This is a genomic window from Prosthecobacter sp., from assembly GCF_044222565.1.
In the GTDB taxonomy this organism is placed as follows: Bacteria; Verrucomicrobiota; Verrucomicrobiia; order Verrucomicrobiales; family Verrucomicrobiaceae; genus Prosthecobacter.
In genome coordinates this window covers 115,056-139,301 of sequence record NZ_JBGANA010000012.1, presented here as the reverse complement: position 1 = coordinate 139,301, position 24,246 = coordinate 115,056, and the positions used below count along the sequence as shown (strand labels likewise).

The 24,246-nt window shown below is 59.4% G+C and carries 20 protein-coding genes; 9 read left to right on the top strand and 11 right to left on the bottom strand.

Annotated features, from left to right (window positions below; genetic code table 11):
- Positions 1 to 55: 55 nt before the first annotated feature.
- Entirely contained in the window at positions 56 to 2,728 is a 2,673-nt protein-coding gene (locus ACILSR_RS18460; protein ID WP_395751273.1) for an ATP-dependent DNA ligase, read from the bottom strand.
- 65 nt (positions 2,729 to 2,793) lie between these two features.
- Here ACILSR_RS18460 and ACILSR_RS18455 point away from each other — a divergent pair, with 65 nt between their 5' ends.
- Positions 2,794 to 6,399, top strand: coding sequence for an SNF2-related protein (locus ACILSR_RS18455; RefSeq protein WP_395751272.1), 3,606 nt, complete (start codon positions 2,794 to 2,796; stop codon positions 6,397 to 6,399).
- A gap of 3 nt (positions 6,400 to 6,402) precedes the next feature.
- On the opposite strand, the gene ACILSR_RS18450 is transcribed toward ACILSR_RS18455, so the two are convergent.
- Together ACILSR_RS18450 and ACILSR_RS18445 are read right to left on the bottom strand one after the other, a co-directional pair.
- Positions 6,403 to 6,912 carry a nucleotidyltransferase gene (locus ACILSR_RS18450; RefSeq protein ID WP_395751271.1) on the bottom strand — a complete coding sequence of 170 codons (510 nt, stop codon included), beginning with the start codon at positions 6,910 to 6,912 and terminating at the stop codon, positions 6,403 to 6,405.
- Complete coding sequence (locus tag ACILSR_RS18445; RefSeq protein ID WP_395751270.1) at positions 6,873 to 7,088, bottom strand: hypothetical protein; 216 nt, start codon at positions 7,086 to 7,088, stop codon at positions 6,873 to 6,875. The genes ACILSR_RS18450 and ACILSR_RS18445 overlap by 40 nt, the downstream gene beginning before the upstream one ends.
- A 63-nt stretch (positions 7,089 to 7,151) precedes the next feature.
- Between ACILSR_RS18445 and ACILSR_RS18440 the strand changes: the two genes are divergently transcribed.
- Complete coding sequence (locus ACILSR_RS18440) at positions 7,152 to 8,525, top strand: FAD-binding oxidoreductase (RefSeq protein WP_395751269.1); 1,374 nt, start codon at positions 7,152 to 7,154, stop codon at positions 8,523 to 8,525.
- A 6-nt stretch (positions 8,526 to 8,531) separates the two neighbouring features.
- On the opposite strand, the gene ACILSR_RS18435 is transcribed toward ACILSR_RS18440, so the two are convergent.
- Together ACILSR_RS18435 and ACILSR_RS18430 are read right to left on the bottom strand one after the other, a co-directional pair.
- Positions 8,532 to 8,813, bottom strand: a complete 282-nt coding sequence (locus ACILSR_RS18435; RefSeq protein WP_395751268.1) for a hypothetical protein — start codon at positions 8,811 to 8,813, stop codon at positions 8,532 to 8,534.
- Positions 8,806 to 9,045 (bottom strand): hypothetical protein, encoded by a 240-nt coding sequence (locus ACILSR_RS18430; protein ID WP_395751267.1) that lies wholly within the window; start codon positions 9,043 to 9,045, stop codon positions 8,806 to 8,808. Before ACILSR_RS18430 ends, ACILSR_RS18435 begins: the two co-directional genes overlap by 8 nt.
- Before the next feature lie 87 nt (positions 9,046 to 9,132).
- Between ACILSR_RS18430 and ACILSR_RS18425 the strand changes: the two genes are divergently transcribed.
- Positions 9,133 to 10,329, top strand: coding sequence for an FG-GAP repeat domain-containing protein (locus ACILSR_RS18425; RefSeq protein WP_395751266.1), 1,197 nt, complete (start codon positions 9,133 to 9,135; stop codon positions 10,327 to 10,329).
- A 5-nt stretch (positions 10,330 to 10,334) separates the two neighbouring features.
- On the opposite strand, the gene fmt is transcribed toward ACILSR_RS18425, so the two are convergent.
- The 4 genes from fmt to ACILSR_RS18405 all read right to left on the bottom strand — a co-directional run bounded on the left by fmt (position 10,335) and on the right by ACILSR_RS18405 (position 13,490).
- Positions 10,335 to 11,264: a methionyl-tRNA formyltransferase gene (gene fmt, locus ACILSR_RS18420; RefSeq protein WP_395751265.1), complete on the bottom strand. Its 930-nt coding sequence runs from the start codon at positions 11,262 to 11,264 to the stop codon at positions 10,335 to 10,337.
- A 10-nt stretch (positions 11,265 to 11,274) separates the two neighbouring features.
- The gene (locus ACILSR_RS18415) at positions 11,275 to 11,910 is read right to left on the bottom strand and encodes an adenylate kinase family protein (RefSeq protein WP_395751264.1); all 636 of its coding nucleotides are present in this window, start codon (positions 11,908 to 11,910) and stop codon (positions 11,275 to 11,277) included.
- A gap of 22 nt (positions 11,911 to 11,932) precedes the next feature.
- Positions 11,933 to 12,832, bottom strand: coding sequence for a glycosyltransferase family 9 protein (locus ACILSR_RS18410; protein ID WP_395751263.1), 900 nt, complete (start codon positions 12,830 to 12,832; stop codon positions 11,933 to 11,935).
- A gap of 67 nt (positions 12,833 to 12,899) precedes the next feature.
- Complete coding sequence (locus ACILSR_RS18405; RefSeq protein WP_395751262.1) at positions 12,900 to 13,490, bottom strand: hypothetical protein; 591 nt, start codon at positions 13,488 to 13,490, stop codon at positions 12,900 to 12,902.
- A gap of 1,024 nt (positions 13,491 to 14,514) precedes the next feature.
- Here ACILSR_RS18405 and ACILSR_RS18400 point away from each other — a divergent pair.
- The 3 genes from ACILSR_RS18400 (at position 14,515) to ACILSR_RS18390 (ending at position 17,491) form a co-directional block, all read left to right on the top strand.
- Entirely contained in the window at positions 14,515 to 15,066 is a 552-nt protein-coding gene (locus tag ACILSR_RS18400; protein ID WP_395751261.1) for a transcription termination/antitermination protein NusG, read from the top strand.
- Positions 15,067 to 15,540: 474 nt separating this feature from the next.
- Positions 15,541 to 15,846, top strand: a complete 306-nt coding sequence (locus tag ACILSR_RS18395; protein ID WP_395751260.1) for a glycine zipper domain-containing protein — start codon at positions 15,541 to 15,543, stop codon at positions 15,844 to 15,846.
- A gap of 832 nt (positions 15,847 to 16,678) precedes the next feature.
- On the top strand, positions 16,679 to 17,491 hold the full coding sequence (locus ACILSR_RS18390; protein WP_395751259.1) for a sterol desaturase family protein: 813 nt from the start codon (positions 16,679 to 16,681) through the stop codon (positions 17,489 to 17,491).
- Positions 17,492 to 17,555: 64 nt separating this feature from the next.
- Here the strand turns inward: ACILSR_RS18390 and ACILSR_RS18385 are convergent, their stop codons facing one another.
- Positions 17,556 to 17,687 carry a hypothetical protein gene (locus ACILSR_RS18385; protein ID WP_395751258.1) on the bottom strand — a complete coding sequence of 44 codons (132 nt, stop codon included), beginning with the start codon at positions 17,685 to 17,687 and terminating at the stop codon, positions 17,556 to 17,558.
- 1,777 nt (positions 17,688 to 19,464) lie between these two features.
- Between ACILSR_RS18385 and ACILSR_RS18380 the strand changes: the two genes are divergently transcribed.
- Both ACILSR_RS18380 and ACILSR_RS18375 read left to right on the top strand, forming a co-directional pair.
- Positions 19,465 to 19,800, top strand: a complete 336-nt coding sequence (locus ACILSR_RS18380) for a hypothetical protein (RefSeq protein WP_395751257.1) — start codon at positions 19,465 to 19,467, stop codon at positions 19,798 to 19,800.
- Between the two features lie 482 nt (positions 19,801 to 20,282).
- On the top strand, positions 20,283 to 20,582 hold the full coding sequence (locus ACILSR_RS18375) for a hypothetical protein (protein ID WP_395751256.1): 300 nt from the start codon (positions 20,283 to 20,285) through the stop codon (positions 20,580 to 20,582).
- A gap of 44 nt (positions 20,583 to 20,626) precedes the next feature.
- Here ACILSR_RS18375 and ACILSR_RS18370 read toward each other — a convergent pair whose 3' ends face one another.
- Positions 20,627 to 21,859 (bottom strand): DUF4190 domain-containing protein, encoded by a 1,233-nt coding sequence (locus tag ACILSR_RS18370; protein WP_395751255.1) that lies wholly within the window; start codon positions 21,857 to 21,859, stop codon positions 20,627 to 20,629.
- 400 nt (positions 21,860 to 22,259) lie between these two features.
- On the opposite strand from ACILSR_RS18370, the gene ACILSR_RS18365 reads away from it, so the two are divergent.
- On the top strand, positions 22,260 to 23,870 hold the full coding sequence (locus tag ACILSR_RS18365; RefSeq protein WP_395751254.1) for an ABC-F family ATP-binding cassette domain-containing protein: 1,611 nt from the start codon (positions 22,260 to 22,262) through the stop codon (positions 23,868 to 23,870).
- Positions 23,871 to 24,246 lie beyond the last annotated feature (376 nt).

Here is a 24,246-nt window from a genome sequence, read left to right as displayed (position 1 = left end):
GGAAGGTCGGGCGGTTGGTCTCCAACCGCCGCCGCAGTGCCCAGCATGCCGACCTTCACACCCCCGCCAGCTTCCGCGCATACGCCAGCGTATCGATCTCCTCCGGCCTCTTATCCCTCCGGATCGCCTTGATCCGCGGAAACCTCATCGCCAGCCCGCTGTCGTGCCGGTTGCTCGCCTGCACCGAATCAAATGCAATCTCCAGCACAATCTCCGGCGTCACCGTCCTCACACTGCCACGCTGGCTCAAAGTCGTCTGAGTAAAATGCTCCGTCAGCTCTTCGATCTCCGCATCAGTCAGCCCGCTGTAAGCTTTCCCGATGACACGTAGCGCGTTGCCCGCCTCCTCGTCGCGCACGGCAAAGGTGTAGTCGCTCAGCACATGGCTGCGCTTGCCATGCCCCTGCTCCGCCTTCACCACCACCACATCCAGCGTTGCAAAGGCCTTCTTCAATTTCAGCCACGACTTGCCACGGCGTCCCGGCGAGTAAGTACTCAGCGCATCTTTCGCAATCAGCCCCTCGTTCCCGCGCCGGCGAGCCGCGTGAAATGAAGTCTCAATCTCCTCCGCACTGCTGACTTTCATGACTTCGATCAAGCTCAAGCCGGCAGGCAATGAAATCCCCTCCAACTCAGCACGCCGATCTTCAAGCGGCTTCTCCAGCAGCGAAACGCCATTCTTCCACAGCACATCAAACACCACATACTTCACCGTCACATCGCTGGGCAGAAAGAGGTCCGCCTGGTCCCGCCGCCCCAGTCGCTTTTGCAGATCAAAAAACGACAGCTTCTTGTTCTCCGCATGCGCGATGATCTCACCATCGAGAATAACATCTTCTGGCAGTGCGCTGGCGGCACGCAAGATTTCCGGAAACTGCGCACCCACCGGTTTGAGATCCCGCGTGTAAATCTCCACCCGCTCCGCCGTGCGGTGCATCTGCGCACGAATGCCGTCATACTTGTCCTCCAGCCACACCTCCGCCGTGTTCAGCCGCTCCCAGATGTCCGCCGCCGTTTCCTCCGGGGAAGCCAGCATCACCTTGATCGGCACAAACGGCCGCGGCTTAGCCTCATTCAGCGCGTGTTTGCTCGCCATCGTGGCCGCATAGCCAATGTCCCCGCACAGCATCGCCGCCTCTCGCACTTCATCCGCCGTCACCTCAAACGCCGCCGCCACCGCCTCCTCGATCAGTCCTTCCTTCGACCCCATCCGCAGCTCTCCCGTCATCAGCCGCACCAGCCACGAGCCAGCCACTGCCGTCAGCCCTTGCAGCCTCGTCTTGATCAGCGTCACACGTTCCATCTGGCTGCCCGCCTTGCTCAGATGCTCAAACAGCACCGCCACATCACTCAAAGAACAAGGCGCAGGACTCAGCGCGGCACGTTGCAGCACCAGAAACGCCGTGCGCCCCGTGTCCGCCTGAGATCGCGAAATCGTGCGATACTCCGCTTCATTCACGCCACTCACTTCAATCAGCGCACGCTTGATGAGCGACCATCCCGTGTTCAGCGGCGCATCTCCCGTGCTGCCGGAAGAAAAGCGCGCCGCCAGCGCCAGTTCATCCACATCCGTCAGCTCGCGCAGCAGCGTCGCCAGCCGTTCCACCTTTTTCAGCCGCGAGGCCACTTCCGCCGTCTGCGCACAAGCCGACGCCCATTCCGTGAAACTGCCCTCACCCCAGTCGTCCGCCGTTTTTTCCACAGCAGCACGCACCACCGGCGCCGCGCCTTGCAGCGTCAGCTCCAGTTGATCCGCACTCTCCAGCGTCCAAGCCTCAAACCCACGCAGTCGTAGATCAGCCGCAAACTCCCGTGTGTAGCCATGCACCAGCCACGTGCGCCGCGGCTTCACCTCCTCCACGGTTTCCACCAATTCCGGATAATCCGCATGATCACTCAGCGGAAAAATTTCATCCACCTGATAACGAAACCTCGCCCCAGGTTGCAAAGCCCATCCTGTCAGCATCGCCGTGCGACACACCTTCAGCTTCTTGATCGCGATCGAACGCCCGTTGCTCGGCGGAAACAGCAGCACATGCCCCGCAGCCTCCGCCGCATCAAACAAGCGATACTCCGGCAGCTTTCCCAGCAGCGGTGCCACCGCACGCGTCATGTCCCAGATCGACTTGTGCACCATCACCGGATGCCCCGCCTCCGCCAGTGCACACAGAATCTCCTGCGCCTTTCCCAGCGAATAACCCAGCAGCACTGGGATGCCGCCATCCTCCAGCGTCTCCTGCACAAACTTCAGCACCTGGGCCACCACTTCCGCCGTGGGCGGAAACGTGAACTGCGGCAGCCCAAACGTACACTCCATGATCAGCGTGTCCGCATGCAGCAGCTCGCACCGCTCCGAGCTCAGCCCCTGCCTCAGCTTGTAGTCACCCGTATACAGCAGCGTCGCCCCATCCGCCTTCCGCGTCAGGTGCAGCATCGCCGAGCCAATGATGTGCCCTGCCGGCAGCAGCCGCAGCTCCCACCCCTCCCACTCCACCACCTCCCGCATCGGCAGCACCCGCATCTCCCCCTCGCTCTTGTAGCCATACCGCGTCTTCATCAGATCCCGCGTCACCTCGGAGCAAAACGTCATCTCATGCCGCGCCACGTGATCACTGTGCGCATGCGAAATAAAAGCCCGCTTGCTGGGGAAATGCGGATCCAGCCACAGGTCCGCCTCGGGCACATAAATGCCACGTGGATAGGTGACTTCGATCAGTGGTGGCGGCATGGTGAGAATGGAGATTTGCGCTTGAGCGAACCCGTCGCCATCGCATTCTGAAATACGTCTCAAAGATGTCAGTCGAAACACCCATCAGCATCACTCTCAGGGAACGCACTCTGCTCGCTGACAGCCTGCAATATTTCTCGCCGGAGATCTTGCGCCGCGGCTCCAAGCTCCTGGCGCATGAACCTGTTCATCGGGTGTTCTGGGTAAGGCCGGGCAGCGTTTTGGAAGCGGCCGTCCAAGGCGGCAGTCTATACGCCGTCACGCTTCAATTTCACCGCAAAGGCGTGGAATCTTTCTGCACCTGCCCCTATGAGATCGACTGCAAGCATGCCGCCGCTTTGATCCTCCATTTGCAACGGCTTGCCACCTTGGATGAAGCCACAAACGCCAGGACACTGAAGACCGGAAAATCCGCCAAAGTCCAGTCCGCCCCGGACTCCTTTGCAGGCCGTGCCGCTGCGAAATTGGGCATCACCTTGACCGCCGCCCACCTGAAGTTTCTTGAGGAAGCGGAGATCTTGTGGATGAGCCGGCGAAGTGTCGTGACACACCAGGATCTATATAGGCTCTGCGGGCAGCAGCACTACTGGAGCAATACCCAGGTGCCGCTTTGGCCGTCCAAGCATCCCCAGGTCGATGAAGCCGAGTTTTTCGCTTGTCTGGCCATGGGATTAAAGACCTGCCGTCTCGCCATGCCAGCCGAGTTGGTCCCCCTCGTTGATCCAGACGTGCAGCAGCGGCTTCTGCAAGAATGGGATCGCCTCAAGCAAATCGACCAATGGCGCAAGACGCTTGGCTCCTGGGAAGAGCCGCAGCTTCATCTCGCCCCAGACCTCCCGGAACTCCGCCTGGTGCTGCATGAAACCGGTGCCCTCGTCCAAGTGCGGTACCCGGGAGAGGCCGAATTTGCCAAAGCCACCCCCAAGCTCCTCAAGCAATTCCTGGTCGGTGCGAACCCTTTCAATCCCAAACCGCAGACGCTGCTCAGCGCCGCCTCCGACCTCGTGCTGAAAGCCGCGGTTGAATCCTTCGGCGATCTTCGCTCTGTTGACATCCCACCTCTCTCCGATTCGCTTGCCAAAAGTCTCGGTCAGCTCATGACCGCTCCGCAGTTGTGGCAGACTCACGTCGTCACCTCCGCGGGCGATCCCCTGCCGCTCATCGATGAGCCGCTGCGCTGGGATTTGCAGTCTCCAACGGCACCAGGTGGCGACTACGAACTGCGCCTGCTGGATGACCAAGGCCGCACCACTCCGCCGCCCCTGGCCATCGTGACTGGTTTCCCACTGCGCTACATCACATACGAAGCTGTGCGCACCGTAAACTACTGGCCCTTTGGCAAAGCCTCACAGCCCTGGCCTGTCCGCATTCCCGCAGCCGCGCTTGAAACGAAAGAAGGCGTCAGCGCCCTCGCCAAACTCGGTGTGCCCATGCCTCCACGTCTTGAGGCCCGTGTGAAAATCGTCCGTGCTGCGGTCGAAGTCCGCTGCAAGCTTCATCGCTACCCCTATTCCAACAGCAGCGAGTACCTGCATGTGCGCGCCGCGGCTCAGTTTGAAGGCATGCAGGATGCCAGTGTTTGGACCGGCACGAACTGGATTTCCACCCAGCGATTCGCACCGGTCAAATCTTCATCCCAGGAGATCGTGCAAATCGACAGATCTCACCTGCCCGCAGCCGGCTCATGGCTCGCGCAATGGCCCTTCAAGACTCTTCACACTGGCTTGAATGGCCAGTGGCTCGAACAGCGCATCCAAGGCAAAGACTGGCCGGATCAATTCCTCGCCTGGCTCGATAGTCGGCCCAAAGACATCACTGTCGAACTCGATGCCGAACTCGCCAGCCTGCGCGATGGCAAAGTCGCCGGCCATGTGCGTCTCGACATCGAAGAATCCAAGAACGGCATCGACTGGTTCGATCTCAGCGTCGCCCTAGAAGTCAGCGACTCCACGCTCACGCAGGACGAAATCGATCTGCTGCTCAAGGCCAAGGGCAAATGGGTGCGGCTCCCCGGCAAAGGCTGGCGCAAACTCGAATACCAGCTCAGCGAAGCACAGGTGCAGGAACTCGCCGAACTCGGCCTCGCGGCCCATGATTTCAGCGCGGAGAAACAGCGCCTGCACGCGCTCCAGCTTGGTGGTCTCGCCGGAAAGGAAACCACTCTCCTCAGCGCGGAGCGTGTCACGCAGGTGCGTCGGCGAGTGGAAGAAATCCAAACACGCGTCACCCCGCCGCTGCCCGAGGGCATCACTGCAACTCTGCGTCCTTATCAAACCGAAGGCTTCCACTTCCTCGCCTACCTCACCGCCAACCGCTTCGGCGGCGTTCTCGCCGATGACATGGGCCTCGGCAAAACCTTGCAAACCCTCGCCTGGATCGCCTGGCTGCGCGGCGAAAAACAAGTGCAGGAACCCATGCTCGTCATCTGCCCCAAGTCCGTGCAGGACAACTGGCGCAGCGAAGTCGCCCGCTTCTTTCCCCAGCTCTCAGTTGAAGTGTGGAACCGCGCCAGCGCCGGAAAATCCGGCCTCGATGGCGAGGTCGACCTGCTCATCATCCATTACGCCCAGCTCCGCATTCACGAAGACCTGCTCAAACAAAACGAATGGGGTGCCGTCATCCTCGATGAAGCGCAGGCCATCAAGAACCCCACCTCGCAGAATGCCCAGGCCGCATGTCGCCTGTCAGCCCAGCATCGCCTCGCGCTCACCGGCACGCCCATCGAAAACCGCCTGCTCGATCTCTGGTCCATCTTCGCCTTCGCCATGCCCGGCGTCCTCGGCACTCGCGCCGCCTTCACCAAAAACTTCGATGGCCGCGACGACCCCCTCGCCCGCCGCCGCCTTGCCGCGCGCACGCGTCCCTTCCTGCTCCGCCGCACCAAAAACGAAGTCGCCCGCGATCTCCCCGATCGCGTGGAGGAAGACCTCATCATCGAACTCGAAGGCACTCAGGCCGCCCTGTATCAGGCCGAGATCAAACGCGCCCGCGCCGAGCTTCTGAAAGTCCAGACCAGCAAGCAGCTCGACAAACTTCGCTTCAACATCCTCACCAGCCTCCTGCGCCTCCGCCAGATCTGCTGCCACCCACGCCTGCTCGGCCTCGATGCCACCGCCCCAAAAAAGGGTCGCAAAAAAGCCGCCGAACCCGCCAGCGAAAGCGCCAAAGTTGCTGCACTCATGGAGCTTCTTGAACCCCTCATGGACGAAGGCCAGAAAGTTCTCGTCTTCTCTCAGTTCGTCGAAATGCTCGCCATCATCGAAGCGGAGATTCAGGAGCGCGGCTGGCCGTCCTTCAAGCTCACCGGCCAGACCGAAGACCGCGGCACACTGGTCAATAATTTCCAAACCCACGCCGGTGCCGCCACTTTCCTCATCAGCCTCAAAGCCGGCGGCTTCGGCCTCAATCTCACCGCTGCCAGCTACGTCGTCCTGTTTGACCCCTGGTGGAATCCCGCCGTCGAAGCCCAGGCCATCGACCGCACCCACCGCATCGGCCAGCAGCAGACCGTCTTCGCCTACCGCCTCATCGTCAAAAACAGCATTGAGGAAAAAATCCGCCTCCTGCAAAAACAAAAAGGCTCCCTCGCCAACGACATCCTCGGCGAAGAAAACTTCGCCCAAGCCCTCACCCTCACCGACTTCCAGTTCCTGCTTGGCGGGGAGGATTGAACTTCAGTCCGTCACCTCAGGGTACTGCTGCCGCAAAAAAACCAGATCCATCCTATCCTTCTCTCGATGGGTGTTCTTCTTCATGCGCCATAAAAGGCGGGGTGATGCGAATGGAATTGGCACGCCCTGCACCGTGCGAATCACCACCTCTTTTGAGGCCTCTTCGTAGTCGATGCCTGAGGCAGATTTCATGAGGTCGATAATGATTTCGTCCGCTACGCGCACCACGGTGTACTTCTCGACATCGCCAGATTGCAAATGCAGCACCGCCTTATCTGGCAAGGATTCAAGACAACGGTAAACCTTTGCCTCGTTGACCAGATCGGTATCAAACAACAAATCGACATCACCAGTGGTCCGGCTGTGACCTGCGTACATGATCGCAAATCCTCCCACGATCATGTATCGAGCACCAGAATCATTGAGCTGACGGCACATGGCTACCAGATCATCCTCCGTGGGTGCCCGTGAGATTAACTCACCTTCTTGCGGTTCATCATCTTCACCATCCATGCGTCAGCCTCCTCATGAGAGTTGAAACGGTACACTCCTTTTGGGCACAGGCCGCGCTTTTGCGTCTTCAGCGCCTGGTTCAAGGTGACTTGCAGTCCGGCTCCAGATGGAGGCACGCGCCTTCCCACGGTCTTGCCGATAAACTCTTCGACGTTGACGACTGGCCTTGGCTCCATGGAAACCAAATTAGACGCAGGGCAGGAAGTTGCAAGGCCGTCCATCCGGCCCCAAGAATGCGCATGGCCTCCCTCGCCGATCAACTCATCTCCCTCCTCGGTCCTGACCGCGTCTCTACCACGCAGACCGAGATCGCCACGCACAGCACGGACAAATGGTTCGCGTCGAATCCTCCCGATGTCGTGGTGCATGCCGAATCCACCGCCGAAGTGTCCGAGGTCCTGCGCTTTGCCAATGCCAATCGCATTCCCGTCACACCTCAAGGTTCACGCGTAGGGTACGTCGGCGGCTGCGTTCCGTTGAAGGGCGGCATCGCCCTCTCCGTCGCCCGCATGAACAAGATCAAGGAGATCGCCCTCGAAGACGGCGTGGCCGTGATCGAGCCCGGGGTCATCACCGGCCATCTGCAAAACGAAGTGCGCAAGCTCGGCTGGTTTTACCCACCCGACCCGGCCTCGCTGAAAGAATGCAGCCTCGGCGGAAACATCGCCACCAACGCCGGCGGCCCGCGTTGCCTGAAATACGGCGTCACACGACATTACGTCCTCGGCTTGGAAGCCGTGCTCGCAGACGGCTCCATCGTGAAAGCCGGCGGCCGCTGCCACAAAAACAAAACCGGCTTCGACCTCGTCGGCCTCATGGTCGGCAGCGAAGGAATGCTCGGCGTCGTCACCGAAGCCACGCTGCGCCTCATCCCGCATCCGCCCATGCGCGCTATGCTTTCCGCCGGCTTCAAATCCTTCGCCGAAGCCGCCAATGCCGTGCAGCGCATCCTCGGCAGCGGCTTCCTCCCCAGCGCTCTTGAGATCGCCGACAAGTTCACCCTGCGCGCCGCACGCGAATACCTCGGCTCCTCCGTCACTCCGGAAGGCGATGCCCACCTCCTCGTTGAAATCGATGGCCAGCCCGACTCCGTCAAAGGCGAGATCGATCAGCTCGCCAATCTCGTCACCAGCCTCGGCAGCATCTGCTTGAACAAAGCCATGGGCGATGAAGCCTGCGAAGCCTTCTGGAAACTCCGCCGCGAATTCAGCTACAGCCTCCGCAACACCGGCCTGATCAAGCTCAACGAGGACATTGTCGTCCCCCGCGGCCGCCTCGTCGATCTGGTCGATTTCGCCGAAAAGCTCCAAACCGAAACCGGCTTCCCCGTCGCCTCCTTCGGCCACGCCGGCGATGGAAACATCCACGTCAACATCATGGTCCCCACCATGGACGACCCCGCCATCCGCGAGCGCGCCGAAGTCGCCCTCGATAAACTCTTCCACCAGGTCATCGCCTGGAACGGCGCCATCACCGGAGAGCACGGCATCGGCATCGCCAAAAAACGCTGGTGGCGCGATGCCGTCTCCCCCGCCGCCAACGACATGCACCTCCGCCTCAAAGCCGCCCTCGACCCCAATGGAATTCTGAATCCAGGGAAGTTTTTGGGGTAACCGTTTTCAATAGGGTTCCGCTTCGATCGAAAGCAGTTCAACTTCGCTCTCCGACACAACCACGAACCAGATGCGCACACGCAAAGGTGTTCCATCGTCATGCAGAAATCGCGTTGATTCGGCCACACGCAAACGTTCGGTCCCCGGCACAATGGGAAAGTCATCGGCAAGTCGCGCAATGGCCCACAGCAGACCAGACAGAACTTCGTCCATTTTTTCGGTCGGCCCCAGTTTTGAGGCCTGCCAAGCGTAAAGATCGCTTTCGCGCAGTGTAAATAGGTCAGACATTCCAACCGTGCTTGCGGATCAGCTCATGGGATCTGGCGACCGTTTCCACGCCGATAGGCTGGTCTGAAACAAACTTAACTTCCGTCGGAACACCCGCGTTGCCAGCCCAAGCATCCGCCACGGTCTTGCGCAACCGCACTCCTGGCTGGGAACGCCACCAAGATTCCAGCACGCCACGCTCTTCCAGTGTAAGCTGGGAGATGGCGGATTGAATTTCGAGCACCGAGGACATGGGGGCAATTTATGCCCAAGGATTGATTTTGCAAACACCTGCAGTCTGCAAGAACCTCCGCATTCACTCTGTTCCTTCCCACCGACCATGACCAAACTGCTCATTCCTGCCCTCCTGTTCGCGCTGCCTCTCGCCGCAGCCGATTTGAAGTTCAAAAAATACACGCTCACCGAGGAGTTCGTGGCGGAAGGCGCACACTTCGCAGACTTTGATCATGACGGGAAGAACGACATCTGCTCCGGCCGCTTCATCTGGAAGGGTCCGGAGTTCAAGGAGCGCGTCGAGTTCGCTCCCAAGTTCGAAAAAGAACCCTACGACCCAGCCAAGGGCTACAGCGACTTCTTCCTCACCTACACCTACGACTTCAACGCCGACGGCTGGAGCGACATCCTGGCCTTCTCCTGGCCCGGCAAAGAGACCTGGGTTTTTGAAAATCCGCAGAACAAGGGCGGTGAATGGAAACGCCACACCATCTTCGACGTCACTGACAATGAGTCCCCCGATTTCAAAGACGTGAACGGCGACGGCAAACCCGAGCTCATCTGCCACACTGGCGGCAAGCTCGGCTACGCCGAAATCGACTGGGCCAATCCCTTCGGCAAAGCCCGCTTCCGCCCAATCTCACCCAAGTCACCAGAGAACGACAAGAAATACTTCCGCTACACCCACGGCTACGGCGTAGGCGACGTGAACGGCGACGGCCGCCCCGACATCCTCGACAAGGAAGGCTGGCGCGAACAACCTGCTGACACGAAGGCCGACAGCGACTGGAAGTTTCACCCGCAGCTCTTCACCGTCGAAGGCGGACGCGGTGGCTCCTTCATCCTTGTTTATGACGTCAACGGAGACGGCCGCAACGATGTCATCAGCAGTTACGACGCCCACGGCTACGGCTTCGGCTGGTTTGAGCAGAATGCCGACGGCACCTTCGCCCAGCACAAGCTCATGGGCGCCACGGTGGAAGAAAGCCCCGTCGGCGTAAAATTCAGCCAGCTCCACGCCATGCAGCTCGCCGACATGAACGGCGACGGCGTCATGGACGTCGTTACCGGCAAACGCCGCTGGGCCCACGGCCCCATGAAGGATGACGAGCCAAATGCAGCGCCTGTGCTCTATTGGTTCGAAATCAAACGCGAAGGCAAGGAAGCCAAATTCATCCCCCATCAAATCGACGACAACAGCGGCGTCGGCACCCAGGTAACCCCTGGCGATGTGAACAAAGACGGCAAGATGGACGTCGTCATTGGCAACAAGAAGGGCGTTTTCGTCTTCCTGCAGGAATGAGCAACTCAGTGCAGCACATCGCCCGCCTGCAGCGGGTGACCGCGCAAAAAGTCGGCGGCAGGCAAACGCTTGCCGCCTTCCATTTGCACCTCGCGCAGATTCAGCAGCCCGCTGCCGCAGCTGACCAAAATGCCTTCTGCATTGGCACTCACGATCGTTCCCGGAGCAGGGCAAGCATCCGCATTGGGAATGACCTGCGCCTTGTGCACCTTCATCTGCACGTCCTTCACCATGCAGGAAGTTCCGGGCCAGGGGGTGAAGGCGCGGATGAGGCGGTCGATTTGAGTGGCTGATTGTGACCAGAGGATGCGTCCGTCCTGTCGGGTGAGTTTGCGGACGTGGGTGACCTTGGATTCGTCCTGCTTCTCTCGGGGCGGGTTGCCCGTGGCGAGGAGATCGAGGGCTTCTTCGAGGGCTGAGGGGGCTTGAAGCGCCAGTTTGTCGTGGAGGGTGCCTCCGGTGTCATCGTCTGCGATGGGCATGCGGTGCATGAGGAGGACATCGCCGGTATCGAGGCCTTCATCCATAAACATGATGGACACGCCGGTCTCGGTATCGCCGTCACGGATGGCGGCCTGGATGGGGGCGGCGCCGCGGTGGCGGGGGAGGAGGGAGGTGTGGACGTTCAGGCAGCCGAGAGGGGGGACGTCGAGGACGGCGCGGGAGAGGATCTGACCGTAGGCGATGACAACGGCGACGTCGGCATTGAAGGCCTTCAGTTCTTCGACGGCGTGGCGGATTTTGGCGGGTTGCAGGACGGGGATTCCTGCTGCAAGGGCGCGCACCTTGATGCGCGGAGGTGTCAGAACCAGCTTGCGGCCCACCGGTTTGTCAGGCTGGGTGATGACGCCTACGACCTGGTGCTTGGGCGTGTGGAGGAGCCACTCCAGCGAGGGAAGGCCGATGTCGCCGGTGCCGATGTAGAGGATGCGCATTGGTTTGCGGCTAGACTCTCATCTTTTCGAGCTCTTTCCATGCATCAAGCTGCATGACGCCACCGATGATGTCGTAGAGGACCTTGGCGGGGGGCTGGCTGGCATCGATGCCGAAGACGCGACCGTCGGCGTAGTAGTCGAGGATAGGTTTCGTTTCGGCCTCATAGGTGGCGAAACGTTGCTGGATGACGCTTTCGTTGGCATCGTCGAACCGATTGTCCTTGAGGGCGCGTTTGCGGAGGCGGCGGGCGAGTTCGGTGCGGTCGGGGCAGGAGAGGTGGAAGACTTTGAGGACTTCGATGTGGGGCTCCATGAACTTGGCCTGCTCCACATTGCGGGGGATGCCGTCGAGGACGAGGAAGTCGATCTCGGGTTTAAATTGATGAGAATCAATGCGTTGCTTGAGGTTTTCGTGCCAGAGCTGGACGGTCACATCGTCGGGGACGAGTTCGCCGCGGCTGGAGAACTGGACGAATTTCTGGCCCAGGGGGGTGCGGGTGTCGAGGGAGCGGAAGACATCGCCGCAGGCGAGGTGGTGGAAGCGGGGGATGCTGCCCAATACCTTTCCCTGCGTCCCTTTGCCGCTGCCGGGGGCACCGAGGATGAGGAGGGCTTTGATGCGAGCGGGGGGATTTTGGTCGGACATGATTTTAGGAAAGGCTAGCACGTTACGTTTTTGCCACAACTTGCACGGCGGCCAATTTCACTTCTTCGAGTGTCAGATCGGCCAAGTTGTGTGTCGGATTCCGCAAAAAACGGACCCAGGGCTGGGGTGGGGACCAGATGGCGGGGTCGGTGGGGCCGAACAGGAGAAGGGAGGGGACGCCGCATGCTGCGGCGAGATGGGAGATGCCGCTGTCATGGCCGAGGAAGGCGGTGCAGGTGGCGAGGCGGGCGGCGAGTTCGGGGAGCGGGAGGGAGTGCCAGAGGTTGGGGCCGGTGGGGTGGATGCGGCGCTCGGCTTCGGCTTCGCCGGTGATGTAGATGACTTCGGCGTGGGGGAAGGTGTCGGCGACTTGGTGCCAGTTTTCGAGGGGCCAGTTTTTCTTTTCGGAGCCGCTGCCGACGTGAATGGCGATGCGGGGATGAGCTGAGGGATGAGGTGTGAAGTGAGCGCGGTGGAGGTGGTGGTCTTCGAGGAACATGGCGAGCTTTTCCAAGCCTTGGGCAAGTTGCCTGGAGGCATGGGGGCCGTCAGGCTTTACCAAGGGGGAGCACTCGATGAGGGTTTTGGATGTGATGCCGATGCGTTCGAGGCTGGCGCGGAAGAGGCCATCGGGATCGTAAAGTAAGGAGACGATGAGGTTGAAGCTGCGGAGGTGCTCGGCGAGGGCTTCATCGATGGGGGCTGTTTTGGCGAACAGAGGGGCCATGGTACGATGCTCGAGGCTGCGGATGGAGTCGGCGAGACCTGCGGTGCGGGCGAGTTCGGCGATGGCGGGGTAGCCGAGGACTTCAAGATGGCAGCCGGCAATGGTTTCGCGGAGGAGGCGGATGGCTGGCAGTGTGAGAATGAAGTCGCCAATGGCGCCGCCACGGATGACGAGGACGCGGGGCTGGGGCTTCATCGGTAGTCGGTAGACTTTAACCAGTGGGCGGTAGCCGGAACCAGAGCTGGAGCCGGTGGGACAGGGGTCAGTAGAAGAGGACTGCGCAGACGAGGAGGAGGGCGCCGTAGGCGATGCCACCGTAAACGGCGAGGTTCCAGCGCTGCGGTTTGGCGAGAAGGGTGTTCACCCAGTCGCGCATGAGGAAGGGCATGCCGATGAAGAACATGCCGACGATGATCCAGACGTAGGCGAGAATGGGGAGGAGCAGGCGGGTGACGGGGGGCTGCAGGAAAGCGGCGGTGAGGACGGGGCCAGCGATGAGGAGGAGGAGGGAGCCGAGGGCGCGGACGGCGAGGAATTCCTTCACGTAGATGAGGACGGCGACGTAGCCGCCGGCGATGATGAGCATGAAGTTGCGGCGCATGTTGTAGAACTCGCCCATGTCCATGTTGGCGAGGGCGAACTCGGCCCAGAGGAAGTCGATGGTGAGGAGGACGACGCCCCAGAAGTAGGTGCGGGGGAAGGATTTAAGGAAGGACTGGGTGGAGTCCTTGTTCATGAGGGCCCAGGCATGAGTGAGGATGAGGGCGAGGGCGACGACGATGCCAGTGCCTTTGAGCGGGATGCCGCCGGTGGGTGCCAGGTGGTAGAGGTAGTCGTAGAGGTCTGGAAACATGCGAGGGCGCGGGAAAAAGGGGTGGGATAGGTGGCGCAGGGGGGGCGGGGAAGCAAATGCGGAGTTGGAGGGGAAGCTGGCGGTGGTTTGCTGTTGTTGGCGATTGTTTGCAGTGGTTGGCCGGAGTTTGAGACGGAAGGGGAGTTTACGGTGGTTGACGATGGTTGACTGTTGTTGACGGTGGTTTGGGGCGGAGTTCCGGAGGGGAGGCTGATTTTGCAACGCTAGGGGTCGGAAGACCTCAGAGATGAGGTTCTGAGTTGAGGGCTTGACGTGGTGCCGTTGGAAGGCGCGGCTTGGGGGAGGTCCTCTATGGGGATGATCACTGAGGCATGATGTACACAGAGTTTCCAAGCCTGATGAGGCAGGGGTCGAAGTGGACCAGAATTTTGAACCACGGATGGCACGGATTGACACGGATGCCGGATCGGATTTGAGGCCCGGGGCGAGCAGGGGCGCTGCTTTTTGGTGGGAATGGCCGGAGATTGCACCGCAGAGCTTTGAAAAACGCAGAGGTCCAGATTTGAGGGCCTACGGAAGACGCGGAATAAACGGAAGATGGACCGCAGAGGCACGATGGAACACAGAGTTTGCAATCCAGATGAGGGATGGGCCAGAGGGGAGAGACTGGTTTTGCAACGCTGCGGTGAAGCCGCGAAGCGCAATTTGGAAGACGCAGAGATGGGGTGCTGAAGTGCTTCATCTCAGGTCTCTGTGAACCTCGGCTGGGGCTCTGTGGTTGAAATGGAAGCGCTCTCTATTCTAACCACAGAGGACACAGAGAGGCACGGAGGAGGAGGGACAGCCTGAGGGGAGAGTTTACGGTCGTTGACGGTGGTTGGTCGGGCTCTCGAGGCTGAGGGACTGCGGTGGACTGGTGGAGGAGTGGGGGTGTTGCGGAGTTTGCAGAGCGGCATCGGAGTGCCGCGCTCCCAGGGGGGGAGCGATCTTTGGTGGAAGTCTAAAATTGGGATTGCGGTTGCCTCGGTGCTGGGGGAGGGGCAGTTTGAGGGACGTGAACTGAATGAAACCGAAGAAAGAAGACATCTCTGCCTGGTACGTGGTGCATACGCGCCCGAAGTGCGAGCATATCGCGGCTTCGCTGATGGCGGGGCTGGAGGGGGTGGAGACGTATTGCCCGCGGATTCGGTTTCAGAAGAGCACGCGGCGGGGGAAGGTGTGGTTCATTGAGGCGCTGTTTCCGAGCTACTTTTTTGCGCGGTTTGTGCCGAGCCAGTCGATGCGGGCGGTGAACTACTCGCAGAGTGTGATCAAGGTGGTGGATTTCGGGGGCAACCTGACGTCGGTGCCGGACTCGGCGATTGCGGAGCTGAAGAGGGAGATGAAGGATGTGGAGGTCTGCGAGGTGGCCGTGGGTGTGAAGGTGGGGGATACGGTGGAGCTGACGGAGGGGCCGATGCGGGGGATGAAGGGGATTGTTAACGCGATGCTGACGGGGGTGGAGCGGGTGCGGATTCTGCTGGAGTTTTTGGGTCGGGAGAATGCGGTGGAGGTGCCGCTGTCGAAGATTCTGACGGAGCACAAGCCGCGGGCGGTGGTTGCGGCGTCGAGGTAGGGGGGAGTTTGCGATGGTTTGCCGTTGTTGGCAATTGTTGGCAGTGGTTGGCCGGAGGAGGAAAGGAGAGGAGTTTACGGTAGTTGACGATTGTTGACGATTGTTGACGATTGTTGACGGTGGTTGACGGTGGTTGACGGTTGTTTTGGGTGGAGTTCCGGAGGGTGGGGGCGTTGACGCTGGGACGTTCGGGTTTGCCGCAGTGGAGCAAAGGAGCAGAGGGGGCGGAGATGTTGAGGGTTGTTGGAGGACAGCGCCGAGGATCATGGGACTTTCCGACAGAGAGATTGGATGGCCTTTGGAGGGGACTGTTCTTCTGTGCATCCCGGGGTTTTTGAGCTGACGGGGGGTCAGGGTGGGGCCTTTCCTGGTTATCAGTGGGGGCTGAGGTACGGCCGGGTTGGGGGTGGGGTCCGAAATGGGTTTTGAGAGCAGCGCCCTGGCGTTGTTCGAACTTCAAACCTCTACACCTTTATGAAAACATTCCTTCTTAACGCGATGGCGGTGATTTCCCTGGCCTCCTGCGCCACCGGGCCAAGCGCTCAAACTGGTTCTGTGATCGGCGGGCTGACTGGCGCGGCTGCTGGCGGCATCATCGGCAACCAAAGCGGACGCGGCTTGGAAGGCGCGGCGATTGGTGCTGGCCTGGGAGCACTGGCTGGAAATGCGATCGGGAACTCGCAGGATCAGCGGCGGTATTACAACGGCTACGGCAATGGCTATGGCCCGTACTACAACCCCAATCCCGGCTACTACCCGGGCTACTATCGTGGCTACTGATTGCTAGAGTCAGTCATTGCGGGTCGTTCGTGCGATCTGAATTGCAGCTGATTAGGGTGGTGGTTTGTACGTCGCCTTTTTCAGTCGTGTTTTAATGCTTGGCATGGGAGGAGCCGTTTGTAGGCTCCTCCTTTGTGGGCGTTGGTAGGGAGGTGTGGCAAAAAGATTTGGGGCAAAAGGATTTTTCCCAGCCTTTGAGTTTAGAGGTTGGGAAGGTAGGAGGTTTTGTCGGGGAGCTGCAGCTGGCACCCTTTTCGCCCTTTCTTGGGTTCACTTCCAGAATCTCTGACCACGGATCACTCGGATTGACACGGATGACTGATTCTGAAGATGAATCGCGCAATTGATCCGTGCTGCCCGTGCCGTCCGTGGTTCCATCTTCCCTGTTCAGTGAATCCCGTTCCAGCCTGGCTTCATGACTCAATGCTGCTGGAGGAAGATGCGGATTTTAGCCGCTGACTAGACGCTGATATGACGCTGATTCAGAATCAGAATCTGGGCTGTGAACCACCATCAGGGGACTCAACTCGACGTGCCAACAACGACCGTATCCACCAAGGCTGAACAAAACGGATGCAGACAAGGGCTCGTGTGGCATCTGTGGCGTCTATTTTGACTGGCATTTTTTCAAGGAGATGCAAGCCGACCGGCAGGAGTTTCTCAAAGCGGAATTGAGTGGCAGGTGAAAGACCAGGCTGAAGCAGCGGCCACCCACGGCATGGCGGAATATTCTCGACGTTGACCCGCTGAGCATGACACTCTCATCGCGACCAACATCCTCGGCACTCAGGCATTCAAGCATCGCCAGCAGACAGCCCTTTCCACCCCCGCCATGCTCACTCCACTCGTTCAAGCTGTCGTCAGCATTTTGTTCCTGCTGCTGGTGTTTGGCACGGTGGAGCACGTCTTTGGCAACAAGCGTGGCAGACTGCCGCGTGGGAAGGAGCTGGGGCTGGATCTTGTGCATGCGGCGTTCAATCAGATAGTGACCAAGTGGCTGGTGGGAGTGGCTGTGTTTGCGCTGGCGGTGGCCATCCTGACGCCGCTGGTTGTCGGCGGTGTGAATGCGCTGGATGCCAAAGGACAGTTTAAAGGATTTGGCCCTGTCGGCACGGCGCCTCTGTGGCTGCAGTGCGTGGGAGCGGTCGTGCTCGGAGACTTCCTGCTTTATTGGAATCACCGCATCTTCCATCGTGCCCGGCTGTGGCCGTTTCATGCCGTGCATCACAGCTCGGAGCAACTCGACTGGCTCAGCACATTTCGCAGTCATCCGGTCAATGAGATCGTCGGCAATGTGTTTCTCTCCGCCCCGTTTCTTTTGCTGGGGTTTTCGCCTGCAGCATCCTTTATCTCGCCGGCGCTGCTCGGACTGTACACCATCCTGGTGCATGCGGATGTGGACTGGACCTTTGGGCCCTTTCGCTATGTGCTGGTCTCACCCGCCTTTCATCGCTGGCATCATTCGAAAGCACCCGAAGCCATCGACCGCAACTTTGCCAGCCTCCTTCCGCTCTGGGACCTGCTCTTCGGCACCTGCTACTTTCCCCTCGGCCTCAAACCCTCTGACTTCGGCATTCATGAACCCATCTCCCGCAACTGGTTCGGTCAGATGCTGCATCCTTTTCGCAGAAAGAGATCACGCTGAGAGGCATGTTCTTTGATGGGTTATGACATTGAGCTCCTCGTCTGCGCTTTTTGGTGCTGTTGTTTCAGTGCTGGCCGGGGGAGAAGCCGTTTGGAGACTCCTCCTTTCGGGCATTGGTGAAGGAGAAGTCAGCGATGCTGAAGCAGGCCCAGGGGGAGAGGCTGGTCAAAGATTGGGGGTCAAAGATTTTTTCCACGGCTTTGAGTTATGAGGCTATGCCTTTGGCGATGGAAAGGGCTGAGGTTCGTGGTTGAGAAGGCGGTGGTTTTGTCAGGGAGTTGCACGCTTTCCCCGGTTGCTTGCATTCGACTGCTCAATGCTTCTGGAGAAGCAGGCGGAGTTCAACCGGGGCAGAGACGCTAGGCGGAACGCCGACACCAAGCTTGAGGGAAAGCTCGCGCCAAGAACGCATCGTCCAGATGGCTACACTCCATTGATTGGCAGAGCTTTGCGGATGATGAAGCCTATTTTGCCTGGCATCTTTTTAGCATGGGCCGCGCATGCTCTACATAGTGACTGGCATTTTTCTCGGCCACCGCTACGACATTGATGCAACTTGCGGAACAGGCGGATGGGGCGGGATGCTGAGCCCGCTGAGAGTGGCAAACATGCAGACTATGCAGAGTGCTCAACGCCTAGGCCGAGTCAACATCATGCACATCATGCAATGTGAACCGTCGGGCTTTGAGGGCAAGAATCCTCCGCAGCAACTGCCGAGGGGAGGATCGTCCACCCCGCCGCGAGATGCTTCTGTGATGAGTAACTATCCAGTATGAAACGTGATTGCCATCCTCCAAAATTTCCGCAAAGCCTTGAGAGTCAGAATCAAAGGCCAGCCGGGGGCTCTCAAAATGTAACGCTCAGTTCGTTTAACTGGCGAATCTGGCGCGGTGTGGGACCTCAGCGGGTGGGGCATCGTGTCCTGTAGCCGATTTTGCGGGCGCTAAGTGCCATAAGACCCGCAGAGGAATGAAAAGCCAGCATCCGCAAGTATGTCCAGCAACTCCCTGACAGCAAAATGTAACGCCAGCCAAGCAGATTCGCTTCAAACCAATCCTTCATGCAGCCAAACCGCGCCAAACCGCGCCAAACCGCGCCACTGCGGTCTCAAGTTTGCTAAGCCACAATCGACCCCGTTCAGATCCATCCCCCTTCACCCCCTTGTCCACAGAAACCCCATGACTGGCCATTTTAGCTAATCGCCATTGGTTACGTGTAACTATTTGAGAACCCACTTTTTTATGAGTAACAACTCACCACCCGAAAGGCCCCGCGCCCCCCGCTTTAATGCGGATCAATTTATTGAATTAGAGAAGGTTAGGTATGAAGGCATTGCGAAAGTCGCCCAAGCTCGCAGCCCTGTCAGAATCGTTCTTATTCGTTGCTGCGCACTGGTGCTCTGTGTGTTTTTGTTACTGTGGTTGAAGCCAGACCTCAATTATGTTCTAACTTTGTCAGGCTCCGCCATGATGCAATGGATTGGAAGGTTGTTCTTCAGGGGTTAATGTCCGACTCAGCGTCTGCAGCAACGGAACCCGTAGTTTGACACCGCCGTGCGTTCATGCGCAGGCAACTCACTATCGATGGAATCACGATCACTGTCCAGGACTACCGCGTCATCCTATAAGAGTTCTACCCGCCAGCTGCGCTCGAAAGTTCGCGGCCCAATTGCTGTGTGTGGCATCGTGCGAACATACCAACTTGACTGGCACACATTGAGACGCCCACCTTCCACACCCTCTTTCCCATGCAAACTCTCCGCATTCCGGCCAACTACGACGTGTGGCTCACCGGCCTGAAAGCGCACCTAGATCGCCATCCTGGGTATATTTTGCCTGGCATCTTTTTTCATTCTATGAGATCCCTTTTCGTACAATTTGCCTGGCATCTTTTTTTTACGGAAATCGTATGCCATATGGTACGTTTCGTCAGTTGATTGATACGAAAACCGAAGGCAATCTTCATTTCCAGGCGTGGAGGATTGGCGACAGTTTGATTTTGGAAATGAGAGGCTTATGAGAATACAATCTCCAGAAACGTGGGCTGAACTTTACCGGGACCGAACAATTTATAGTCATCAACTTTTTTTGGGACTCATCCACTGCGTCAAATTTCACGATCCCGCCAAAGTCATTTCCGTTTTAAGTGCTGACGATCTGGAAGGGTTTAAAGCTCTACTGGCTAAATATTCTGCTATCAAGGATTTCAATGATCTGAAATTTGTCGGCAATCCTCCCGAATTTGGAAAAACTGAGGTGGATAAACTGGCAAAACTACTGGGGATTGCATCACAGGGCGACAAGAGTTGATCAAAGTTAAAAAAAGGTGTCAGGCATGAATGGCACTCGGCTAAGGGCATTGATCGTGAGTTCTGGAGCTAGCGACACTCTATGCGTGCGGCGAGGCTCATTGCAGACGCTGCTGGTGAGCATGGCGTGTTGAAAGGGTACTGGGTTTGCTTCCCGGTCGTGTGTCAGGATACCCCGGGGAGCCTCGCCGAGGCTCGGCACCCCGGGGCTATATTCCGCAGCCCTTTCAGGGCTGGTGTGGGGCGGAGCGGAGTGGCGGATGAGTGCGGTATTTCGGAAAGAGCCTGTAGAGTTTCTGGCATCACGGAACCCACGAAAAGCTGACACAACTGAGTGACGTCTTCTGCCCGTGATTTTTTTGGCATTCAATGAAGCACCCAAGAAAAGAGATGCAGGCAGCGGGGCTGATGGCAACTTTCGTGGAATTGAGACCAGCTGTCTCGGCGTCATGTGATGCGAAAGGTTGAGTCGATCCACGCGCCATGCCAAAACTTGCCTGCCCATGTGGTTTTGTTCACGACCTCTCGGGTATACCGGACGAGGGCTGGGTTGCGATTCGCGACAAAGACATGGAGGACTACATTCAGCATGAGCGAGCGTATGCCGACGGCTTCAACGCCCCAGAAGAAAGTGAGGAGCGCAAGGCTTCCGATGCCGGGGGACGGGCGATGGCGCAGATGACGACGCTTTTTTACGAGTGCCCGAAGTGCGGACGCATCATGTGGCGCAAAACACGTGACGAGGGTTTTCGGATTTATGCACGAGAGAACCCGAAGGCTTGACGCATTCGGTGGCGGCGTCTTGCTGAAGGACCCAGTGAGGGCTGTTACTTTTCAGGCGCTTCCATGGCGGCTTTGAGCATGGCGTGGTTGATGACGATGTTGGGCGTGGGGCCGGTGTCTTGGAGGAGGGATTTGGCGAGGAGTTCGGAGAGGGGGCGGAGGACTTGGAAGTGGTCGGCAGCGGGGATTTCGAAATATTGAATGAAACGGCTGGAGTGGCTGCGGCGCATGCGGCGGAGGGACTCTATGTTGCCTTTGACGCCTTCGATGACGAAGGTGGGGGCGTTGATGGCATCGAGGCAGAGGATGGGGGCGCGGGGGATGGCTTCGGCTTCGTTTTCGACATCGAAGGGGAGGACGTCCTGGCCGTAGGCGGCGGTGCTGTGGGCGGGGCCGAAGGAGATGACGGCGCGGAGATCGGTGGTGGAGCCGGCGACGAGGAGGGCGAGGGTGCCACCGGTGCTGTGGCCGCCGAGGTAGATGCGGGCGGGATCGATGTAGGGCTGCTGCTTGAGCCAGGCGAGGGCGGCGAGGACGTCGTCCACCTCGCCAAGGAGGCCTTCTTTGAAGCCGGGGTTCTGATTGCCTCCGCGGAGGGAGGGATAGAGCATGAGGAGGCCGGCTTCGCGAAAGGCGCTGGCGGACTGGTCGTTTTCGGGATCGTCTCCTTTTGGGAGGACGTCGGCGGAGATGCTGTTGCTGAAGCCGCCGATGAGCCAGATGATGGCGGGGTGCTTTTTGCCGTCGGCGGGGTCGGTGGAGACATAGGCGGCCATGTCGCCGAGGGGGCCGGGGTAGCTGACGAGCTTCATGCCGGTGGCCGGAGCGGGCGGGTCGGCGGGAACGTCTTCGCGCTCTTTGCGCAGGAGGCGGGTTTTGAAGGCGTGGCGGGCGCGGGCGTTTTCCTGGGTTTTCTGGACGAGGTCTTCGTGCCGCAGGGTGGCGCTCTGTTTGGCGATGTTTTCGGACGCTCTTTGGATGGTGGAGATGAGCGCCAGGCAGCCGAGGACGAGAGCCCAGAAGACGAGGGCGGCGTAGCCAAGGATCACTCCTGTGAGGGCAAGGCCGGAGCCGACGAGCCGGCCGGGTTGCTTGCGAATGCGCGAGCGGCTGATGTGGCCGGTGATGATGCCGATGAGGGCTGGAATGCCGAATGCGAGGAGGCCGAGAATGCTGAAGACGAGGGAGACGATGGCGAGCCTATCTGTGGAACGCGGCTGAGGGACCGGAAGGCGCGGGTGTTGGCCAGGCAACAGTCGCGGGGTGCTGGGGGACATGGAAGGGCGTATAAACTGGAGTGAGGGGTTTGCCCAGACAAAAAGGCGGGGGTGGCCTACGGAATACACGGAACAGACGGAAGGTCTGAAAGAGGGCGGGCTTGGTGATTTGTGTGTGGAGGCGAATGAAGGGACAGCTTCCTGCTAAGAAGGACAGAAAGGACAAAAGGGACGGAAAGGACTGGAGGGGAGGCCGGATGCTGTGAACGTGGGATGTTTGGCGGGGGTGTGGGCGGGAACTCGCCGGGGGACGCGCGGCGGCGGTTGGGGGACCAACCGCCCTACCTGCGCGGAGGGTCGCCCCATGCGGGACGCCTGTGCTACGGCTCCGTCGCAGAGGCATGCTTGGCCTTGCAAGTGGCGCTGGGTGACGTAGCTGATCTGCCCCCCTTTTTTCTCCATGCTTACCATTCGCGACGTCACGAAGACTTTTAATGCGCGCACGCTTTTCAGCGCTGCGTCGATGACCATCAACTATGGAGAGCGCGTGGCGCTGGTGGGGCCGAATGGGGCGGGGAAGTCCACGCTGTTTTCGCTGATTTTGAAGGAGGACACGCCGGACAGCGGTGAGGTGATCCGGGATGAGTGGACGACAGTGGGCTTCCTGCCGCAGGAGAGTGAGCCGGTGGGGGATGAGACGGTGCTGGAAGTGGCGACGGGGAAGGCGGGGGAAATTGAGGCGCTGGAGAAGGCGCTGAGCGCGTTTGAGGCGGCGGGAGATGTTTCGAGTCCGGAATATTTCGAGGCGCATGCGAAGCATGATGCGCTGCAGGATCCGCAGACGGAGGCGAAGGCGAAGAGGATCCTGAAGGGATTGGGCTATAAGGAGGAGGATTTTGGCCGACGGGCGAAGGAGTTCAGCGGTGGCTGGGTGATGCGTGCGCATATGACGCGGCTGCTGGTGATGGAGCCGGATCTGCTGCTGCTGGATGAGCCGACGAATCACCTGGACCTGCTTTCGCTGATGTGGTTCAGGAATTACCTGAAAAATTATCCGGGGGCGCTGCTGATCATCTCGCATGACCGTGACTTCATGGATGAGCTGGTGCAGCAGGTGTATGAGATCGAGGAGAGCAAGCTGATCTCTTATCAGGGGAACTACAGTGACTACCTGAAGCAGCGGGAGGAGAATTACGAGCGGGCGATGCAGGCGTACAAGAATCAGCAGAAGGAGATCGAGCAGATTCAGGACTTCATTGACCGGTTCAGGTCGGTGGCATCAAAGGCGTCGCAGGCGCAGAGCCGTGAGAAGCAGCTGGCGAAGATGGACAAGCTGGAGAAGCCGCGGCCGCTGCGCAAGGGCTTCCGCTTTAACTTCCCGCAGCCGCAGCGCAGCGGGCAGCGCTTAATCGCGCTGACGGACATCCATCAGGCATACGGAACGAAGCAGGTGTACAAGGGCCTGGACCTGGAGGTGGAGCGTGGGGAGCGGACGGTGCTGGTGGGGCCGAACGGGGCGGGGAAGAGTACGCTGATCAAGATTCTGGCGGGTGAGGTGCCGTTTCAGAAGGGTGAGCGGAGGCTGGGGACGAATGTGAAGCTGGGGTATTTTTCGCAGCATCGCGCGGATACTTTGGACCCGGACTGCAGTGTGCTGGAGGAGCTGAAGCGTGTGGCGCCGGAGCTGCGGGAGGATGAGGCGCGAAGCATCCTGGGGAGCTTTCTTTTCAAGCGTGAGGATGTGCACAAGAAGTGCCGGGTGCTGAGCGGGGGTGAGAAGAGCCGCGTCAATTTGGTGAAATTCCTGGTGGATCCGCCGAACCTGCTGCTGATGGACGAGCCGACGACGCATCTGGACATCTGGGCGATCGAGGGGCTGATCCTGGCGCTGCAGAAGTTTGAGGGGACGCTGGTGTTCATCAGCCATGATGTGCACTTCATCCGGTCGCTGGCGACGAAGGTGCTGCACATCACGGAGGGGAAGGTGCAGGCGTACTCAGGGGACTATGACTACTACCTGGAGAAGACGGGGGCGGAGGAGAATGCGCGGGCGGCGGTGGTGGCGGGGTGAGAGGAAATTATGAAGGATGAATTATGAAAGGTGGAGGGGTAGTTTGCGGTGGTTGGCGATGGTTTGCTGTTGTTGGCGATGGTTTGCTGTTGTTGGCGATGGTTTGCCGGAGGCTGGGGGAGGTATGGGGTGGTAGGTGTGGCGGAGGGTTGAGGAGCAGGATGCTCCCTCTCCTGGGGTGGCGTGGGGGATGGGAGGCGCTGGGGTGTGGGAGAGGGGTGGGGGACTGAGAACTGGGAACTGAAAATTGGAAATTGGTCGGAGGGGCGGAGGGTGTTAGCGGGCGAGGTGTGAAGTTTCGAGGAAGGTGGGGACGCGCGCTGACTTGGGGGGAGGAAAATTCGTTTAAGATGATGGGGTCCAATGACTTGCGAGA